Here is an 18,779-nt window from a genome sequence, read left to right on the forward strand (position 1 = left end):
CGTCGTTTAGACTGAAGGCTGTGGAGGTTTGTGATGCACGACGAATCTGATGACCGACCGGTCGGCGACGGCTGCCGATCGCCGCTCGAGCAGCACCTGGATCGGCTGGACGTGCTGAAGGTCGGTTTGTGGAACTCCTTCGGAATCGACCTGCGGACCGCTACACGCAGGGTCCAAGAAGACGACGGGCAAACGCGATCCGAACGGTTTCATTACTTGCCGGAACTGATCCCGTTTCTCCACGCCCGCGTGATAACGCTCGAAACGAAACAACGTCGCGCCTATGAATCAGTCAAAGAGCGGGCGACCGAGTCGTTTTGGAAACTGTACTCCGATTTCCAACCGATGGTGCATGTGGTCGCCGAATCCACCGGCATCGACGCCGATCGGCTAGACCCGGTCCTGGGGCGGTCACTGTTGTTGTTTGATGCATCGCGGCGGACGAAGTTTGTGACCTACTTGGAGAAATCGCTGCGGGAGTCGGTCAAGAACCTTCGTGGGGAAGATCACGCGAGGCAGCTGGGACTGCCGCTGTCGGCCGGCCGGTTGGTGCCGCAAATGCAGTGGGTGTTGCAGCGGGCCGCGATGGAGGCAGGGCGGCAATTGTCGGCCGAGGAGTCGGATGCGGTCGTGATCGAGTTTCTGACGCAGCACCGATGTAAATTCAGCAACGATTCGATGCGTCGGATCGCCGAAGTCATGCGACGCGGTCGCGGTGATGTTTCGCTCCAGTCGTGTCGCGAGTGGCTGGAACCTTCAGTCAATCCCGCCTCGGGCGTGTCGGCGGCGGGGAACGATGGTTGGCTGGAGGCGCAGGAGGAACATGACGCCCAACTGCGACAGGTCCATGCCGCGATCGACCGGGCGGGGTTCGACGCTGACGAGCAATGCATCGTGCTGCATCGGTTAGGCCTGCCGCATGATCAAACGAGATATGATCGCGTCGCATCGGCGGTGACTTCGGCGTCGCTGCGGAAACGGGCGGCGCGGTTGTTGGTCCGCTTGATGGCGGCCCGCTACGCGCCGCAGGCCCCCCGATTCGGCGGGCTTCTCCATTCCACGTCTTCGCAGGCGAAAGATGCCCTGCACGGGACACTCGCGGCGTTGGCGACGGAAAACGGCATGGAGCCGGAGGTGTTGGCGACCGATCTGCTCAATTGGATGTCACTGAGTGAGTCGGTTTATCGAGTTTCGATCGCCCAGCGGGGCAGAGTCGCGGAGTACCTTTGCGGCGATTCCATCGCCACGCTCCCCTCGGGAACCTTTCAAAAACTCAAAGCCGCCCTGATCGAACAGGAGCGGCTCGGCTTTCCCTGTTGGGACGAATCAGCGAGCACTCGGCAGCAGAATCGCTTCTTTTGAGCGGAGAACCGCTTGCAAAAGCATGGCTTTTGATGGCCAAGCGTGCCAGATCGACTAAAATTTGTTCATGGTGCCGCAGCGCCAGCTTCTTCTGGCCCCTATTCAGGGGGTTCTCGCTGTGGTTTGCCCGATGCCTGTCAAATCCTCTCTTCCACTTTGAATGATGAAACGAATCACCCATCTCACGGCGATGGTCTTGCTCGCGTTAGGACTGCAGCACGGAGCCTTGGTCGATAGCGCGTCGGTGAATTGCGCCGCGGGGGAACTGATGTCGCCCCAGACGGCGTCCCGATTGGGGTTGGAAGAGGTTTGGCGACGTCAAATGCGCGTTCCCGCCGGGGCCGGATCGATCGTCGATCAGCAGATCATCGTGCACGAGGCCGATCCGCGTGAGTACGTCGAAGTGGTGACCAAGGCGGCCGAGGGAGAGCAGCCGACGGTGATGTTCCGCATTCCGACCGATCAGGTCGGCCCGGACGGCCAGCCGATCGGCAAAGAGGAAGCCGAACGACTCGCCCGCCGCGAAGTCCGCCGATTGGCACGCCGCAAGTTGGATCTGTCGATCACATCCAGTACGGTCCCCCGAATCAAGCTTTACACGGCCGCCAACAACGGGACGCTTGAGTGTCGCGACGCGGAAACGGGGACGCCGATTTGGATGTCGCAGGTCGGTGACCCGCAACTGAACTTTGGACGGATGGGCATCGATGACGAGTTTGTGACCATCACCAACGGCGGCAACTTGGTCAAGATCGACGCCACCAACGGCGAGCCGATCAACAGTGTGCGGACGACCAGCATGCCGCTTTACGGAGCGATCCATGCCGGAGATTTTTCGTTGGTGCCGACGATCCGCAACGGCGTCGAAGGTTATCCGCTGGCCGATACCACGCGCGACCCGTTCATGGAAATCGTTTCCGGACTGGCGCTCGAACCGCCGACCAAATCACCGACGTCGACCAAAGTCGCCTGGGCGACCGATCGCGGATTCGTCTACGTGATGGAACTTTCCGGTGAACCGTCCGTGCTGTTCCGGCTGAACACCGACGGCATCGTCAGCGGCCGGATCGCAGCCGCCGACGGCGACCGATTCTTCTTCGGCAGCGAGTCGGGGCAGGTCTATGGTTTGCGTGCGACCCGAACCGGGCGTGTCCTGTGGAGCCAGCCTTATGGCGAACCGTTCTACAAGGCCCCGTTCCTGGTCAACGGCATGGTGCTGCTGCCGTCGGCCTACGGCAACCTGTACGCGATCGACGAAAAGACCGGCTTGGGCGTCTGGGATCAACCGATTCCCAATGTGGACGAAATCATCGGCGGGTTCGACCAGATGTTGTTCGTTCGACTGCTCAGCCAAAGCTTTGCCGCGATCGACCTGGAAACCGGCAGCGTGATCGAGGTCGACAACACGCTCAAACCTGTCAAGTTGCTGGTCAACCGAACCACCGATCGGCTGTACCTGGTCAATGCGATCGGCACGGTCCAGTGCTTGCGGGCGATCGGTGCGGACAACCCCACCATCCGACGTGCCGTTGATACGGGAGACCCCGAGGAGGCCGAGGAGGCGACCGAAAAGCCAGAAGCCGAAGCGCCCAAGGCGGCTCCGGCCGATCCGTTTGGTGCCGGTGGTGATCCCTTCGGTGCCGGTGGGGCGGACCCGTTCGGCGCCGGTGGGGCGGATCCCTTCGGTGCTGGTGACGCGGGCGGCGGCGAAATGGCCGATCCGTTTGGTGCCCCGGCCGGCGGCGGGAATGATCCCTTCGGTGGCGATCCGTTCGGGAATTGAGCGTCGCCACAAGGCGTTCAAGCGACACAACCGGAATTCCTGCGAGGGGGATTTCGGGTACGCAGGGGGAGAACGGTCACGGTGATGCTGTGGCGCATCTAGCTTTCAGAGTCATGTCGTGCGAGCCGGTTCGGGATTCCGATCCGGCTCGTTTTGTCGACACCTCTGCCTCGGAAACCCATTCGCGGTGCAGCCATGTCTTTGCCACCCTCGTCGCCATCGACCGACCCCGCATCGCCGCCCCCGCCGGTCACCGACTGGGCAGCGATTTCCTCCGTCGAAAACCCCGAGGAGCCGTCTCTGGCGTCCGAGGTCGATCAGCTGGCCGATGCGTTGGCGGCGCGGTTCGAAGAATTGACGCTGATCCACGGCCTGACACAACGCTTGGCTAGCAGTTTGACGCTGACGGAGCAGTCGCATCAGGTCGCCCGTTCGCTGCTCGATGAATTGGCGCCCTGCATCACGTCCTCGGTTCTGGCGATCCATTTGTTCCCGAGTGCCGAGCACGACCAACGGCCGACGCAGCGATCCGGGTTGCTTTCACCGCGACATTCCGACGAGATTTTCGAGATCGTCGGCCATGCGGTGACCGACAACGAACTGGTCGCCATTGTTGAAGCCACCCGAGCGAAGTCGAAAGAACGCACCGGCGACGCCGGCGGCGTCGCTCTGGTCAACGATCTGCAACTGGCCGGCGGGACGCGCCTGCGATCGGTTGTCGTTCCCATTCATCGGGGCAGCACCTCGTTGGGCCAGATGGTCGCGATCCGAACCGCCGACCAGCCCGAGTTCGGGACGATCGAAGCCAACATGATGTCGTCGACGTCCACCATGCTGGCCGTCCACCTGCTGAACCAACAACAGTATCAGCAGATGCAAGGGATGTTCGAAAGCATGATCCAATCGCTGGCGTCGGCATTGGATGCGAAAGACGCCTACACCTGTGGTCACAGCAATCGCGTCGCCGAACTGTCGTTCCAACTCGCCGCACGTCTGGGCTATGACGATCACGCGCTGGCCAACATCCGGATGGGCGGAATCCTTCACGACATCGGCAAAATCGGCGTCGACGATTCGGTGCTGCGCAAACCCACGCGTCTGACCGACGAAGAATTCGAACAGATCAAACGTCACCCGGTGCTCGGTTACGACATCTTGAAAGGGATCGAGCAGTTTCATCCCATCCTGCCCGCGGTCCGTCATCATCACGAATCTTGGGACGGTTCGGGCTATCCCGACGGCCTGGCCGGTGACCAGATCCCACGCGACGCCCAAATCGTCGCGGTGGCCGACGCCTTTGACGCGATGAGCAGCGATCGGCCCTACCGCCCCGGGATGAAACTGGAAAAGGTCGTGCAGATCTTTCGCGAAGGACGCGGCGTCCAATGGGCTGCCGATGTCGTCGACACACTGCTGAGTCTACCGAACCTGCAGCAGTACTCTTAGTCAGCCGCCCGCGGCGTAGCGGAACTCGCCAAGAGTTTCGCATGCGCTTTTCCCGTAGCGGAACTCGCCAAGAGTTTCGCATGAGCGCGGCGTTAACGCACGGGGCCGAAAGCCTTGGCGGCTTCCGCTACACTCAACGCATACATTCCGCTTGCGAGTCTGTTGTGCTTCCGCCCTTTCTTAGAATTGTTTGACGCAAAACGATTCCGGCGGTGTCTTCTTTCTGACAGCCGACTCCATTCCACTTGAACTTCGCCTGCCAGATCACCCCATGACGCCAGACGGAAACTCGGCGCCCCGATTCGAATACGCCGCCATCGTGCGCAGTTTGAGCCCTGGTTTGACGCTGTTGGCCAGGCAGTTGTGTGACACGCCGGAAGACATCGTGCAAGAAGCATTTTTGAAACTGTTTCGCCAAACACCGTTCCCGGATCAACCGCGCGGCTGGTTATTCAAAGTCGTTCGACGCGACGCGTTGAATGCGTCACGCTCTCAATCGCGCCGGAAGAAACACGAGCAGATCCGCCGCGACCAACGCGTCAACTGGTTCGTCGACGGTGTTGAAGAATCAATCGATGGTGAAATGGCGACCCGCGCCTTGAGGAGTCAGCCGGTGGCGATTCGAGAGGTTCTGGTGTTGCGATTATGGAATGGGCTTTCATTCGATGAAATCGGCCAACTCGTCGGCGTTTCACCGCGGACGGCCTCGCGGCGTTACCAATCAGGGCTTCAGGCCATCCGGTCTCAGCTGAACATCAAACTCGAAGACTTCACCAGGGGATAGTTCGCGATGCAACCTTCAGACCCATTGCCGGATCCGATCGAGAACGCCGGTGGCGGAGAAGAACCCGCGCGTCTTGAGAATTCGCTGCGTTCACTCGAGCCCAAGGGGATCGACACGGACCAGTTGGTCTATCGGGCCGGTTTTCAGGACGGATTTCGCCACGGTCAGGAAACGCCGATCGTTGCCTTGAGATCACGTCGCTTCAGTGGCGGCTCGGCCTGCGTCGGCGGTGTCGTCGGCGCGCTGGCCGCCAGCCTGGTCTTGCTGATGTTCGCTCAAGACAGGACGAATGGCCCACAGGGAACCCGAACAGCATCGCCCTTCACCACACCCACGGATGAAACGAGCATCGGTACTGCCTCCGACGATCCCGCCGGATCGGAATCTCGTGACATACCGACCGTGGTACCGTCGTTCGCCTCCACCGATTCGGCGGACCTGACGCTGCCGTTTGATGGAGTGCTTAGCACCCGTTCGCACTACCAACGTGCCGAGCAGGCATTGCGATCGGTTTCGACGACTGGAGGAGAGGGCCTCGCGGAGCCTCCCTCGTCGGTGAACGTTTCGCTCCCACTTCGCCGCGCCCTGTTTCGTGAAGTCGAGCAACCATCTTAACCTCTTGCCCACAATCGCAATGAAGGAGATCAGAATGAAATCGAAGCTTTGGCGCAGGCGGCTCGCTTGCATGATCGCGATAACCTGTTGGGCGACGTCTGCCCGATCGTTTGCACAGGACGTCGAATCGAAGCCACTTTCGGTCAGCCCCGCGGCGGTCGCCGATTCGCCAGTTTCACAATCGTTATTGCCGACGCTTCGGGAACAGATCCCCGGCAATGCAGTGGTCTGGTATGGACAGGTCTACGCCGAACAACAAGCGCTGATGCAGCAAAGTGAGCTGTGGAGCAAGATGGGTGAGATGATCGAATTGCCCGCAAATGACATGGCAAAGAGTCATCCCCAGTTCGCATGGCTCGGCAGTCAACCCATCGACAGCGGCGTGTTCGGCTCGCTTCGCAAAGCAGCTCGGTCGCGACAGTGTGACTGGCAACTGCTCTACGCCGGTGAACCGTTCTTTGAAATCTTGCTGCCGGAAGTGCAGCGTTCACGATCGTACGCGAGACTGATCGTGTTGCGGGTGAAGTTCCAGATCGCCGAGCAGCGTTTCGGAGACGCCCTCGAGTCGCTGCAACTGGGTTTCGCGTTGGCCAAACATGTCGCCCAGGGAGACACCTTGGTTTGCACGCTCGTCGCACTCGGGATCGAAGACATGATGGCCGACTGTCTGTTCGATTGGGTCCAGCAACCAGGTGCACCCAATCTTGCTTGGGCGTTGGCGGAGCTACCAGACCCGCTGGTCGATCTGCGACCGGGGCTGGACGCCGAGAGGATCGGGTTGGAATCGACGTATCCGTTGTTTGCCCAAGCTCGACGAATCGCCCACCATCAATTCGGCAGTGACAGTGCTGCATCGTCTCGAGAGTACCTGCAAAACTGGGGTGTCGTCGCGTGGTCGTCGGATCAATGGACCGATGGGCTGCGGGATTTTTGGGATCGGTCGGATCTGTTCGGCGGCCAACACAATCGCTCTCGCCCCGCTTTGGGACTGCTGGTCCTGGAGGCTTACCCGAAGGCAAAGGCGGCCTTGGTCCGGACAGGCTATCCGGCGTCCCAAGTCGAAGCGTTCTCGGTCGCACAAACGATCGCGGTGCAAAGCTATGACGCTCAACAAAGAAGAATCCAAGACTTGATTCGCTGGGCGTATCAGCCGACGGCGGTCGCATTGGCCGGTCTGGAGAAGCAACGGATGCGCGACGTAGCGGCCGCGCCGGTGCTTCCGATCGATGACATGCTGGGCAATTCGATTCAAGAAGTGGTCCGCCGACAGGCCAAGGTTCAACGCAAGGTCGCCGTGCTGCGAATGATCGAAGCGGTGCGAAACCATGCGGCATCCCATGGAGGTAACCCGCCGGCATCGATCGATGCGATCGAGGCTCTGCCGATTCCCAGCGATCCCGCGACCGGCACACCCTTTCAATACGACAGTGATGGATCGACCACTCGGATTGCCACCCGCCGTGATCCGTCACCCCAGCTGACGTTCCAACCCATCGAACTTGTGATCCAAACCGAAGGAGATCAGTGATGCCCACAACCGACCAGAGTCTAGCTGGACCGCGCCACTTTGGCGTTGCAACGCTCGCCAGTACGCGGAAAACGCCGGGGATCCACCTTCTGGCGAAGGTAGCTACGTTCGCACGGCGATTGATCCTTTCCACTCTCGCTACAATCGCTTCGCTGGCTGTGACGGCGACTCCCGCCAGCGCCGTTGACTCGGCCACGGTGCTGTCGGTTGTTGACGAGAATGCGATCGTTGTTGTGCGGATCGACCCGCAAGCGTTCCAACAGCTACCGGATGCTGAAAAGGCTTACCTGCGGTTGGCCGGAAACTCGTTGCCCCAGCATGCCCGAAAGACGATCGATCCGCTGTTGGAGTCCGAGGGGGGCAGCGAAGCGTTTCTTCTTTTCAGCGCATCGGAAACCAGTCAGGTGCCCTTCACACGCGATCCCATCGTCGTCGTCCCCGCGGCAAGCGGTCAACCGCCCACGGCGGACGCTGACCCCGGTCAGACCAAGCAGGTCGGATCCGTGATCATCACCGGCAATCTGTCGCGATTGAACGTTGATCGATTGGGAAAACCGTCCGCCGCTCAGGATGTTTTCCGCGACGCATTCACTGCTCTCGGTCCGGCGCCTTTGCAGTTTGCCGTTTATTTAAACAGTGATCGTCGCCGCGCTATCAAGGAGTTCGGTCTCGCCGAATTGGAAACCCTGTTTCCCATCGACTCCAGTCAGCTTGCCGGAGTGGACTGGGTTTCCGGGTCTGCCTATCCGGACGGACAGGCAGGATTGGAGTTTGTCTTTCATGTTGCCGATGCCGGTGATGCTAAGGTGACCCGAAGCGCGATTCGCGAAAGCATTAAGGACCGGCTTCCAGCACCGTTTCAGATGGATAGCAGCGACCAGGGCGAAGACCGCACGTTGCGCCTCAAGCTGGGGCCCCAAGCGGGTAGTCGCCAATTGCAGGTCTGGTCGAGCGAAGCAAAGCGAAAAATCGCGGATTCCAGGCTGCGACGGATTGCACTGGGGCTTCACAATTATCACTCCGCCTTCAGCCGGCTACCCTCGCCGGTGATCGCCGACGATCAGGGGCGGCCCTTGCTCAGTTGGCGAGTGGCGTTGTTACCGTTCTTGGGAAAGGACGAGTACAGGCTGTACCAAGAATTTCACCTGGATGAACCCTGGGACAGCCCGCACAACCGTCCACTCGCCGATCAAATGCCAGACGTCTTTGCCATCGATGCGTCGGCTGCCAGTGGAAACCGTTCGGACATTGTGATCCCCGTCGGCGAGGGATTATTCTTCGACGGGGACGAGCCAAAGTTCGGCGACGTCATCGACGGAATTTCCAACACGATCATGGTGTTCGAAACGCCGACGGAGCAGGCGGAAATCTGGAGCAAGCCCGCCAACCCCACGCCGACGCCGGCGAACCTGGATGAAGTGCTGGGCGGTCATTTTGGTGACCAGGCTGTGATCGTCCATGGCGACGGATCGATCCACTGGATCAAGCCCCAAACGATCGGCAAGTCACTCTGGGCACGCTTCACGCGAAACGGCAAAGAGCCGATCGACTGAGCGAGTTGTAGCGGAACTCGCCAAGAGTTTCGCTGCCGGCGCGGCGATGTCTCCCGGGGGGCGAAAGCCTTGGCGGTTTCCGCTACGTGGCCGAAAGCCTTGGCGGCTTCCGCTACGACACGGGCCCGGACGTTCAGCTGCGGCGGACTATCTGACGCGAAACGCAAGCGAGTGGATTTGCCTCGCCCGTTGCTTGCGCCGCGGGCTAGTAAATCAACTGGTCGTTCCGCGAGACGGCAAACGCTTGATCGTCACCCTGGACGATCAGCCACGTTCGATTCTCGCCGACTTGATACGCGTCTTCGGTTCCGTCCGGCCAGCGGACCGAAACGCTGATCGGGTCGCCACGGCGGTGATCCGGTCCGAGTCCGAAGTGGGTGACACGTTCGTTCGCACAATAGAACCCGTCACCGGCGACCACGGGGGCGAAACGCGTCAGGTGCTCGGTTTGGACGGTGATCGATGCGCCGACGGCATCCCGTGCACCCTCAACCCCGACCAGACGAAACCGGACCCAAGGGTGCTCCGTAGGAGTCCGGTTCATCAACACCTTAAAAGGTTCTCGCTGGTGCGTGATTGCCAGGTCCATGCGCCCGTCGCGATCGGCGTCGAAGGTCCACATCGCTCGGCCGACGTGATCGTCGGCAACGTAGCCGTCGGACGTATCAAATTCGAACGCTTCGAAAAGATCGTGTGACACGCGGTGAAGTACCTGCATCTGTTGCGCGTAGCTCGATGGAGGTTCCGCGTCTTGGTAAACATGCCCGTTGGTGATCGCCAGTTCGAGGTTGGAATCGTTGTCAAAGTCGACGGCCTGGGTGCCGAATCCGAGCTGTGAATAACTCACCTGCCTCAGCCCCCATGGTGTCGTTTGATCGGCCCAAATCCCGTGTTCGGTTTGTTCATAGAACGTGTTGTGTTCCTGTTCAAAGTTCGTCACAAAAAAATCAACATCGCCGTCGGCGTCCAAGTCCGCGGTGGCGATCCCCATGCACGCTTGAGGGCGAAAACGGGCATCGACCGCCAGCCCACGCAAGGTGGCCGATTCGTCCAGTTCCCCTTGATCGTTGAAAGTCCAATAGTGGTTGTGGGTCATGTCATTGGCCACGAACACGTCCATTCCGCCGGTCGCATCCAGATCACCGATGACCAGCCCCAACCCACGCCCCGGCTGTACCGGCGTCGCCGCCCATCGGTCCGTGACCTCCTCAAATCCTCCGCCCGGGCGTCCGCGAAAGAACGCATCACGATCGGCGGCAAACTTGGTCGGCAGACAGAGGCTGACCGTTCCGTCCTCTTTTTGGCAGGCGACGGTGGCGGGTTCCATTCCGGCGCAATACTTCAAGCAAACAAAGTCCGAGATCCCGTCGTTGTTCAGATCGGCGATCGCCCCGCTGGTCGACCAGGGGGACTGGCGGTCGCTGGAAAACCAGTCCTCGCGGGGCGTGAACGTTCCGTCGGCGTTGTTGATGAAGATCCGGTCGGGGCCGTAGTTGAGCACGACCAAGTCGGGGAATCCGTCTTCATTGACGTCGCCGAACGTGACTCCCTGGGCAAATCCGGTGTCGTTGGTGTCTGTCCCAGCAGTCACGTTCGCATAACGGCCACCCAGATTGCGAAACATCGAATTGTTTGCCGAATCCGTTTCGCCCGGCGTTCCGCCTGCGGCGGCGACGTACAGATCCGACCAGCCGTCGAGGTCGTAATCAATCGCGCAGCCGCCCGATTCCATCTGCGCATACAAGGGCACTCCGTCAGACGTGTGACGATTTCGCCGGGCGTCATCGTCGATGGCCAAGCCCAGTCGGTCGGTCTCGTCCCGGAGGACGGGTTTAACCGACGGCCGGATCAGAGCCTCGGCCGGATTCGATTTTGAACTTGCGATCAGGTCGGTGTCGGGCATCGGATAGTCGCTCAGATCCAGCGTGGCCAGCAGCGGGTCGAGTTCCCGTTGCCACGAGGTGTCGGCGGTGAGTTGCTTGACGATGGATCGGCGCGTCGCGCGGACGGCGGCGATGTCGTCGTCGGGGATGGTCATGGCGTAGGCCGTCCACGCCTCCGCTTCCCACAACCGCCCCAATTGCACCAGCGTCCGCGACATCTGGGCCATGATCGCCCCCGATCGATTGCCGAGTTTGTACAGCCGTTCCTTTTCCTGGCTGAACCGACTGAGCAATTCGGCACGATGATTGATCGCCGCGATCATCGCCGCATCGACCGATTCATCCTCGCGCCGTAGTCGCTCCAGCGTCCGGGCGAGTTTCGCCAGCACCTCACCGATATCGGGATTCTTTCGTACGGATTCCAGATAGGCCCTGGCGGCCTGTTGTTCGTTTCCACGCTGCCTTGCGACGTCACCGAGCAGGGCCCAGTACTGCCATCGGTCTTTCGTTGCCTCGGTGACGCAATCGATCCACTGGGCGATCCGGTCGGACTGATGGGAATAGACCAGATACTGTCCCAGCAGGATTTGGGCCGGCGGGTAGCCGGGGCTGTGCCGCAGGATTTGGAGGAGCGTCGCTTCGACTCCGTCCCACTGACCCCGGTCGACTTTGGAGCGAACTTCGGCGATTCGCAATCTCGGGTCGTCCGGATTGCGTTTCTGCAACTCCACCATCGAATTGGTTTCCATGTTGCGTTGTTCGATCGTCGCGAGCGAGAACAGCAACACTCGATCAAACTGGCGCTGGCGAACCAGAATCCTGCCATGGGGCGCCGCGCGGTAGTGATCTTCCGCGTTGACCAAGAAATCGAACAACAGCCGCCGCGTGTCGTGCCGTTGGGGAAAGGCAGCGACCACTTGATCGAGCAGCTCGATCAGTTCGAACAACTGACCGGTTCCCACGTATGCCAGCACCGCGTTTTGGACCAGTTGTTCGTCGGCGAAACCGTTTGCGACGGCGGCTTCGGCGACCAACGCGGCCGTGTCCGAGGGACGCCCGTCGGCGAACGCGATCTCGGCAGCCAAACGGAGCGTTGCGACATCGTCGGGCGCACGCAACATCGCGGCGCGGACAAGTTTCTCTGCCGCGGCGAGGTCACCGCCGGCCATGGCGCGTTTCGCGCGATCGATCACGGCATCGCGGGGAACTTCCGCGGCCGATGCAGCCGGCAATTCTGCATCCTGGTCAGACGCAGAATCGCCCTGCCGGCCACAGCCCGCCAAAATCAGCAATGCGACGGAGAGTGTGAAAAGACCTGGCTTCATGTCGAATCTCACTCCTCATGACAAGCTCTTTTCGGTCGTCCCCACCGATCGATCAGTAGCCTTTGATGCCTTCCTTGGCGGCCGCTTCCATTCCCTCTTTCATTTGAGCCTGTTCCTCTTGCAACATTCGATTGTATTCATCGACGTCGGACTGTTGGGCATTTTCGACGACGCTTGAGGGGCCGGCGTCTCCGCATCCAACCAGCAGGAAACATGATGCGGCGAGCATCAGAGAGCAAAAGAGTTTTGACATGAGTTGTGGTGTGAGGTTTTGAGAGTGGGGAATTGATCGCGGAACGGATCTGAAAAAGAGGATTGCCGCCCGCCGCGCGGGCGGCAATCGTAGCCGAAGCGGTCACTGGTTCAGCTGTTCTTCGATCGTCTCGTAGGCTGCGCGGGTACCGAGTGCTCCCCATAAACCGTAGGGGCTTTTCGCACCCGGTGTGCGATAGGCATTGATCCCCAGCGCGTTCTGGTCACCCGACTCGACCGAATCGGTCATGAAGATTACTGCACCGTCGGCCATCAGGACGTGAGCACCACCCTGGTGACGGCTGGACGCCGTGTACCAGCCCGAATTGCCCGAGTTTTGTTCGGTGCAGATCGCATGGTTCGGAGGCGAGGCGGTGAAGAAGCCGGACGAGTTGGGGATGTGCTCGGCCCAGCGGAAGCCGCGGCCACTTGTCGCTCCGACGGTTGCTGTGGTCGGCGCCCAGAAACGGGGACGATCCGGGTCGATCAAAGGATCGCAATCGGTCGGCGGGAAGTTGCGGATAAAGGACCAACCGCGGTTGGTCGCAATCGTTCGCGTATCTTTGTCGCCCAGGTCGGTCGCGATTTCGCCGGCCGCGATCGTGTTGGACAGGCCGTCCAGGATGTCACGGAATTTCGTGGACTTGTGGGTGATGAAGACCCCACGTGCGGCCCCGGTGATTTCGATCGAAAGCGTTTGATTGGGCTGGCCAAGTGGCGCGGTGCCGTTGCCCCACGCGCCCTGGTGGGCTCGTTCGGCCGAATCGCCCAGGCACGCGGCATAGTTCGTTCGCCCCAACGCCGGCAGTCCAACGCCCGGGTCACTGGGGCATCGAAGCGTCGGGATTTCGCTGGCCCAGGGGGTGTACAGAATCTCGTCCGGGGTGGGGCCCATCGGGGAGAATCCGGCGCCGCTGCGAAGCGCTTGTGCGCCGCCGTTGCCGCTGGGATTGGGGGGCGTATTGCCCAGCGAATCGCGGTTCAGAGGATTGGAGATGTCATTCCAGATCCCTTGCTGCTCCATGAACGGCGTCAACCCGACTAGGTAGCTCAGCCGTCCGTTGTTTGAAATCTCCGAAGGACGCCAGATGTGCTGGGTGATGGTGTCGGTGGTACCGCCACCGTGCATCGGCAGACTCTTGTAGGCGGCGTGATAGTTGTGCATCGCAATTCCGATCTGCTTGAAATTGTTGCTGCAACTCATCCGGCGAGCCGCTTCGCGGGCCGCTTGAACGGCGGGCAGCAGCAATCCGACCAGGATGCCGATGATGGCGATCACCACCAGCAATTCGACGAGCGTGAACCCCTTGCGGGAACATGTCCGGGACATTGTGAAAAACCTCTAAAACGAGCGGGAATGAGATGGTGTGGTCCATCGCAACACCGCTACAATTGACATCGTGAGGAAACGGTGTTCCGTGGCAGTAGAGTGCGATGAGACGCTCAGGCACGAGTAGAAGGCTCTAATATTGTCCCTTGTTGAATTCTTCACATAGCCAAGTTCAACCGGGGATGGCTTTTGTTAACCTGTTTTTTGGCTTTTAATTTGGGTGATTCGGTCGCCTTTTGTGAACCGTTGGAGCCTCGCAATGGCAAGCGATCCCGATTTCATCTCGCGCCAAACGAGGGAGTCAAAGCGTTTTTACCTGGATCTGAATCCTCCGCCGGAGGAGCGATTGTCGGTGGTGTGTGGCGGCGTGGAACGGATGCTGCCGGACTACGTTGTTGAACGATCCGGGTTTCCTTATTTCGGGATCGAATTGGTCACCGAAGGCCATGGTTGGTTGGTCTTGGAAGGCCAGCGGTTTCGTCTTTCCCGTGGCGTCGCGTTCGCTTACGGCCCGGGCATCCAGCATCGCATCGAGAATGCACCGCCCGGCGCGATGCGCAAGTACTACCTGGACATCGCGGGGTCAGAGGCACAGTCGCTGGTCACCGCGGCCGGCTTGCTTAGCGGCAAGCCGGTGATCACCGCTCGCGTCGGAGAGTTGACCGAACTGTGGGACAAGATCGATCGCGAAGCCGGTGAGAATACAAGTTTCTCGGCGGACATCTGTCAGCTGATCACCCGCATTCTGCTTTTAAAGATTCGCCAGCGACGGATCACCACCGGCGAAAAGTCGATCCCGAAATCGTTCCAGACCTACGAGCACGTCCGCGCATTTATTGAAAAGCACTACCTGGATCTTTCCACCATCGAAGAGGTCGCCCAAGCCTGTGAGATCACGCCGATCTATGTGTCGCGGCTGTTCAAGAAACACGCTTCGATCGGGGCGTATCAGTTCTTGATTCGGTTGCGCATGCATCACGCGGCGGAGTTGCTGTTGCACGAGCAGATGAAGGTCAAGGATGTCGCCGAGGTGATGGGATTTGCCGACCCGTTTCAATTCTCCAGGGCATTCAAACGCGTGTATGGCGTCGCGCCGTCCAAGCTTGTCAGTCGACACGAAAGTTCGTCATTGCCGGAAACGCGTTGACGGCCTGTTGACGCTACTCTTTAAACCGGTAACCGACGCCGCGAACGGTTTCGATCAGGTCGGCAGCGATCCCCATCTTCTTGCGAAGGGCGCGGACGTGGACGTCGATGGTGCGGTCCAACACGACGGTGTCTTCACCCAGCGCCGCATCGACCAGCTCGCTACGTCCGAAGGCGCGTCCGGGTTGTCGGATCAACGCGTCGAGCAATCGGAACTCGCTTTTGGTCAATTTCAGTGGTGATTCATCGACGGTGACGACGAATCGACGACGATCGACGGTGACGTTTTGATGGCTGACCGATTCATGGTCATCCAAGATCGGCTCGCGTCGACGCAGCAGCGCTTTGATCCGTTGCAGCAGCACCTTGTAGCTTTCGACCGGTTTGACGACATAGTCATCGGCGCCGACGGCAAAGCCGACCACCTGGTCGGATTCTTCGCCCATCGCGGTCAACATCAAAATCAATGCCTCCCGCGTCTTCGGGTCGGCCCGCAATTGTTTGCAAACCTCGATGCCGCCCAGGACCGGGAGGTCGATGTCCAGGATGACGAGATCGGGAAGATAGAGTTTCGCCTGATCGACGCCCTCACGTCCGTCGCTGGCGCGATAGACTTCGTAACCGGCGCGCTTGAGTTGGTACTCGAGCGACTCCGCTAACGGGCTGTAATCTTCGACGACCAAAACCTTGGTGTTGGTGGACATGCCTCAGCGCTTGACTGGATCCATGCGGACAATTCTCGAAAGGACGCCGACCGATCGTCTCCCGTGTTGACGACGGGGGTTGCGTCGGACGGCTCGCAAAGCGACATAGTGGTGAAATTGGCTGAAAAGTACACCCTACTGAAGCACTTTTTCACGATGAAGCTTTGGTGAAGAGCGTGGTCATCATTTCGACTTGGGCAGCCAAACCTCGAACGTCGCCCCCTCTCCAGGGCTGCTGGCCACCGACACAGTGCCCCCCAATGCTCGGGTCAGGTTCTTGACGATCGCCAGCCCGATCCCCGTTCCCCCATCGGGCGCTTTTCTTCCCCGTTTGACCCGGTAAAAGCGTTCAAAAATTCGCTCCTGAAACTCAGCCGCGATGCCTACCCCGTCGTCTTGGACGGCCATCGTCCAGCCGTCGTTGGCCCGGCGGCAGGACACGGTGACATGTCCCCCGGCGTCGGTGTGGCGGATCGCATTGCTGATCAGATTCTGGGTGATCGCCAGTGCGGCTTCTTCATCGGCCAAGACGTGGACCGGGGCGTCGCTGGGGCGGACGGTCAATTCGATCTGTTTGGCCGCAGCGACGGGCATGAACGAAGCCAGGGCCTGTTGGATCACTTTTTCCAGGTCGATGTTCTGGACCATCAACGTGCTCTTGCCTGACTGGGCCCGCGCCAGTCGCATCATGTCGGCGATCAGGTCTTCCAGTCGCAGACACTGGGTATCGATCTGTGCGATGAAGTGCTTGGCCGATTCGGGATCGTCTTCGATTGCCAGTTCGACCGTTTCGGCGTATCCCTTGATGGCCGCCAGCGGCGTTTTGAGTTCATGCGACACGTTGGCGATGAATTCGCGGCGGATCGCTTCGACGCGTTGGGCTTCGGTTTCGTCTCGGAGGACCAAGAGCAAGTGGGGCGGATCGGCGTCATGGATCCGGCTGATCCGGACGGCCACCGGCCGCACGATCGAACCGTCCACGATTTCGACCGACACGTTTTGATCGACCTTGTCGCTTTGGGTGCGTCGGGCGGCGTGGACGATTTCCGGGACGCGAACCAGTTCGGCCAGCCTGCGGCCCAGGTAAACGCCATCACCGGGAATCGCGAGCAATCGAGTCGCCGCCTCGTTGATCAGCAGGATCTCCGTCTTGGGGGACAGCATCACGATCCCGTCGGTCATGTGTGACAAGACGGCGTTGGTACGTGTCGAATCGGAATGCAGTTTGCGAAATCGTGCATTCCAGGTGTCGGCGGCGAGGCGTTGTTTTTCGTAGGCGTTTTCGGCGTGCTCCCATCGAAGCAGGTTGTCGATCACCAGCGCGGTGCCGACCAGAAAACAAATTGCCACGGTCGCGACAAGCGTCTCCGTCTGGCTGGCATCCAACAGCGTGGTCACCCAAATGATGGCGACGATGACCGCCATGCCGATCACGATCATGCCCGACCGGGGGCGAAAACCGGCACGGGTGACCGAGGTGACCGTCTCAAGTTCCGTTTCTGACGCACGAACCGGAGCGATCGAGACACCGCCGGCACGATCGTGGACTTCGGCCGGCGGTGCCGTGTCACTCGCCAGCGGCGACGCCGCGCCGCTCGTCTGGCCGGCCCTGTCTTGTGATGCGTTGTTCATCCGTTGGCTCGGTCGTCCCGATCTTGCTCGTTGACCGGTTTCACCGGGATCGAAAGCTCGCTCTGGCCGCGGCGGGTGATCCATCGATGAACGGTTTTGCAGGACTCCGCGACGAACAGCAGGAACGCCGCCGCGGGAACGCGTCGCCGGAATCCCTTCTTGTCGACTTGAATGATCTCATTGGTCGCGACGTTCATGCCCGTCAAGAAACCGTTCCCGAAGCAATAGGTGTCCACACAGACCAAGTATCCTAGGTCCAACACGATGCCGCTGGCTTGCGGCGTGTGTCCGACGAAGATTTTTTTGCCGGAAAAGTGCGGTCCGGGCGTCGTCGTCAGATGGGTCCAATAACGCAGTTCTTCGGGCTGTTGCTCCATCGGCAGTTGCGGGTCATAGCAGGCGTGCACAAAAATCGATTCCTGCGTTTCATAGTGTGGAAGCAGCGACAGAAGAAACTTTTTGTGCGACGTCGGGATCTTATCGAGCGAACCGCCGTAGCTGGTCACCGTCGCCTTGCCGCCCGCGGCGAGCCACATTTCACCGTCCAAACCGCCGAAGGCGACGCTGCACAACATGATCTCATGATTGCCGCGCAAGGCGATGACGTGACAACGCGATTGCAATTCGATGATCTGGTCGATCACGCCGCGGCTGTCCGGACCCCGATCCACATAATCGCCCAGAAAGATCAACTCATCTTCCGGCTGAGGCGCGATGCATTCGATCAGAGTTCGCAGCGCCTTGTCGCATCCATGAATGTCTCCGATTACAAAACGCCGCATCCGCTCGACCGCATTAGTTCACCGACGGATCGTTGAAACGTAATCCGGGCGAGAGTGAGGAAAGGACTTCGTGGCCACAACGTTTCACCGCTGCCTCCCACACTTGTTCCGGGTCGTCGAAGACGATGTCCGAATTGGCCGCACCGACAAGCCAGCCGCCGCATTGCATTTCGTGGTCCAGTTGTCCCGGGCCCCATCCGGAGTACTGCGAGACGAAACGGACCCGGGCATCGACACGCGACAACAGTAAACGCAAATGGTCCTCCTCGCCGGTCAGCCACAAACCCGACGACTCTTCGCCGATCGGTGACCCGATGCCGATCAAATCATGCAGCGCAAGCAGCGGCCCATCGACCGGGCCGCCTTCGTAAATCTGATCGTCTTCGCGAACCGATCCCTGCGGCATCGACAGTTCCACGACTTGGCTGAGTCGCTGGTCGGTGGGCCGGTTGAGTGACAGCCCGAACGCCCCCTCGTCATCATGGCTGACGATCAACACCACGCTACGGAGAAAATTGGGGTCGTTCAAGTAGGGCGACGCGATCAGCAGTTTGCCGCTTAAGAATTCGACCATGGTTGGATGCCACCTGTTCAGTCGGACCCGATGCCGGATGGATCACGCAAGGATCGCATCTCGGGTAACAGTCACAACGC

15 protein-coding genes are annotated in these 18,779 nt (G+C 60.1%); 8 read left to right on the plus strand and 7 right to left on the minus strand.

Going from position 1 to position 18,779, the window contains the following annotated elements:
- The first annotated feature begins 33 nt into the window (after positions 1–33).
- The 7 genes from Mal15_RS05180 to Mal15_RS05210 all read left to right on the plus strand — a co-directional run bounded on the left by Mal15_RS05180 (position 34) and on the right by Mal15_RS05210 (position 9,071).
- A complete protein-coding gene (locus tag Mal15_RS05180; RefSeq protein ID WP_147866786.1) occupies positions 34–1,362 on the plus strand; it encodes a hypothetical protein in 1,329 nt (442 codons plus the stop codon).
- A 163-nt stretch (positions 1,363–1,525) separates the two neighbouring features.
- On the plus strand, positions 1,526–3,145 hold the full coding sequence (locus tag Mal15_RS05185; RefSeq protein WP_167546642.1) for an outer membrane protein assembly factor BamB family protein: 1,620 nt from the start codon (positions 1,526–1,528) through the stop codon (positions 3,143–3,145).
- A 195-nt stretch (positions 3,146–3,340) separates the two neighbouring features.
- The gene (locus Mal15_RS05190; protein ID WP_147866788.1) at positions 3,341–4,591 is read left to right on the plus strand and encodes an HD-GYP domain-containing protein; all 1,251 of its coding nucleotides are present in this window, start codon (positions 3,341–3,343) and stop codon (positions 4,589–4,591) included.
- A gap of 271 nt (positions 4,592–4,862) precedes the next feature.
- Positions 4,863–5,375, plus strand: coding sequence for an RNA polymerase sigma factor (locus Mal15_RS05195; RefSeq protein ID WP_147866789.1), 513 nt, complete (start codon positions 4,863–4,865; stop codon positions 5,373–5,375).
- A gap of 6 nt (positions 5,376–5,381) precedes the next feature.
- Positions 5,382–5,990 carry a hypothetical protein gene (locus Mal15_RS05200; protein ID WP_147866790.1) on the plus strand — a complete coding sequence of 203 codons (609 nt, stop codon included), beginning with the start codon at positions 5,382–5,384 and terminating at the stop codon, positions 5,988–5,990.
- 34 nt (positions 5,991–6,024) lie between these two features.
- Complete coding sequence (locus Mal15_RS05205) at positions 6,025–7,518, plus strand: hypothetical protein (RefSeq protein WP_147866791.1); 1,494 nt, start codon at positions 6,025–6,027, stop codon at positions 7,516–7,518.
- Complete coding sequence (locus tag Mal15_RS05210) at positions 7,518–9,071, plus strand: DUF1559 family PulG-like putative transporter (RefSeq protein WP_147866792.1); 1,554 nt, start codon at positions 7,518–7,520, stop codon at positions 9,069–9,071. The genes Mal15_RS05205 and Mal15_RS05210 overlap by 1 nt, the downstream gene beginning before the upstream one ends.
- Before the next feature lie 205 nt (positions 9,072–9,276).
- Here Mal15_RS05210 and Mal15_RS05215 read toward each other — a convergent pair whose 3' ends face one another.
- The 3 genes from Mal15_RS05215 to Mal15_RS05225 form a co-directional block, all read right to left on the minus strand.
- Positions 9,277–12,279, minus strand: coding sequence for an FG-GAP-like repeat-containing protein (locus Mal15_RS05215; protein ID WP_147866793.1), 3,003 nt, complete (start codon positions 12,277–12,279; stop codon positions 9,277–9,279).
- Positions 12,280–12,331: 52 nt separating this feature from the next.
- The gene (locus tag Mal15_RS05220; protein WP_147866794.1) at positions 12,332–12,532 is read right to left on the minus strand and encodes a lipoprotein; all 201 of its coding nucleotides are present in this window, start codon (positions 12,530–12,532) and stop codon (positions 12,332–12,334) included.
- 102 nt (positions 12,533–12,634) lie between these two features.
- Entirely contained in the window at positions 12,635–13,861 is a 1,227-nt protein-coding gene (locus Mal15_RS05225; RefSeq protein ID WP_147866795.1) for a DUF1559 domain-containing protein, read from the minus strand.
- A gap of 259 nt (positions 13,862–14,120) precedes the next feature.
- Here Mal15_RS05225 and Mal15_RS05230 point away from each other — a divergent pair, with 259 nt between their 5' ends.
- Positions 14,121–15,008 (plus strand): AraC family transcriptional regulator, encoded by an 888-nt coding sequence (locus Mal15_RS05230; RefSeq protein WP_147866796.1) that lies wholly within the window; start codon positions 14,121–14,123, stop codon positions 15,006–15,008.
- Between the two features lie 13 nt (positions 15,009–15,021).
- On the opposite strand, the gene Mal15_RS05235 is transcribed toward Mal15_RS05230, so the two are convergent.
- The 4 genes from Mal15_RS05235 to Mal15_RS05250 form a co-directional block, all read right to left on the minus strand.
- Positions 15,022–15,711, minus strand: a complete 690-nt coding sequence (locus Mal15_RS05235; protein WP_147866797.1) for a response regulator — start codon at positions 15,709–15,711, stop codon at positions 15,022–15,024.
- A 183-nt stretch (positions 15,712–15,894) separates the two neighbouring features.
- Entirely contained in the window at positions 15,895–17,343 is a 1,449-nt protein-coding gene (locus Mal15_RS05240; RefSeq protein ID WP_167546643.1) for a sensor histidine kinase, read from the minus strand.
- Positions 17,340–18,125, minus strand: coding sequence for a metallophosphoesterase family protein (locus Mal15_RS05245; protein WP_147866799.1), 786 nt, complete (start codon positions 18,123–18,125; stop codon positions 17,340–17,342). Before Mal15_RS05245 ends, Mal15_RS05240 begins: the two co-directional genes overlap by 4 nt.
- 13 nt (positions 18,126–18,138) lie before the next feature.
- Entirely contained in the window at positions 18,139–18,699 is a 561-nt protein-coding gene (locus Mal15_RS05250; RefSeq protein WP_147866800.1) for a YqgE/AlgH family protein, read from the minus strand.
- Between the last annotated feature and the right edge of the window lie 80 nt (positions 18,700–18,779).

This window comes from Stieleria maiorica (genome assembly GCF_008035925.1).
Classification (GTDB): Bacteria; Planctomycetota; Planctomycetia; order Pirellulales; family Pirellulaceae; genus Stieleria; species Stieleria maiorica.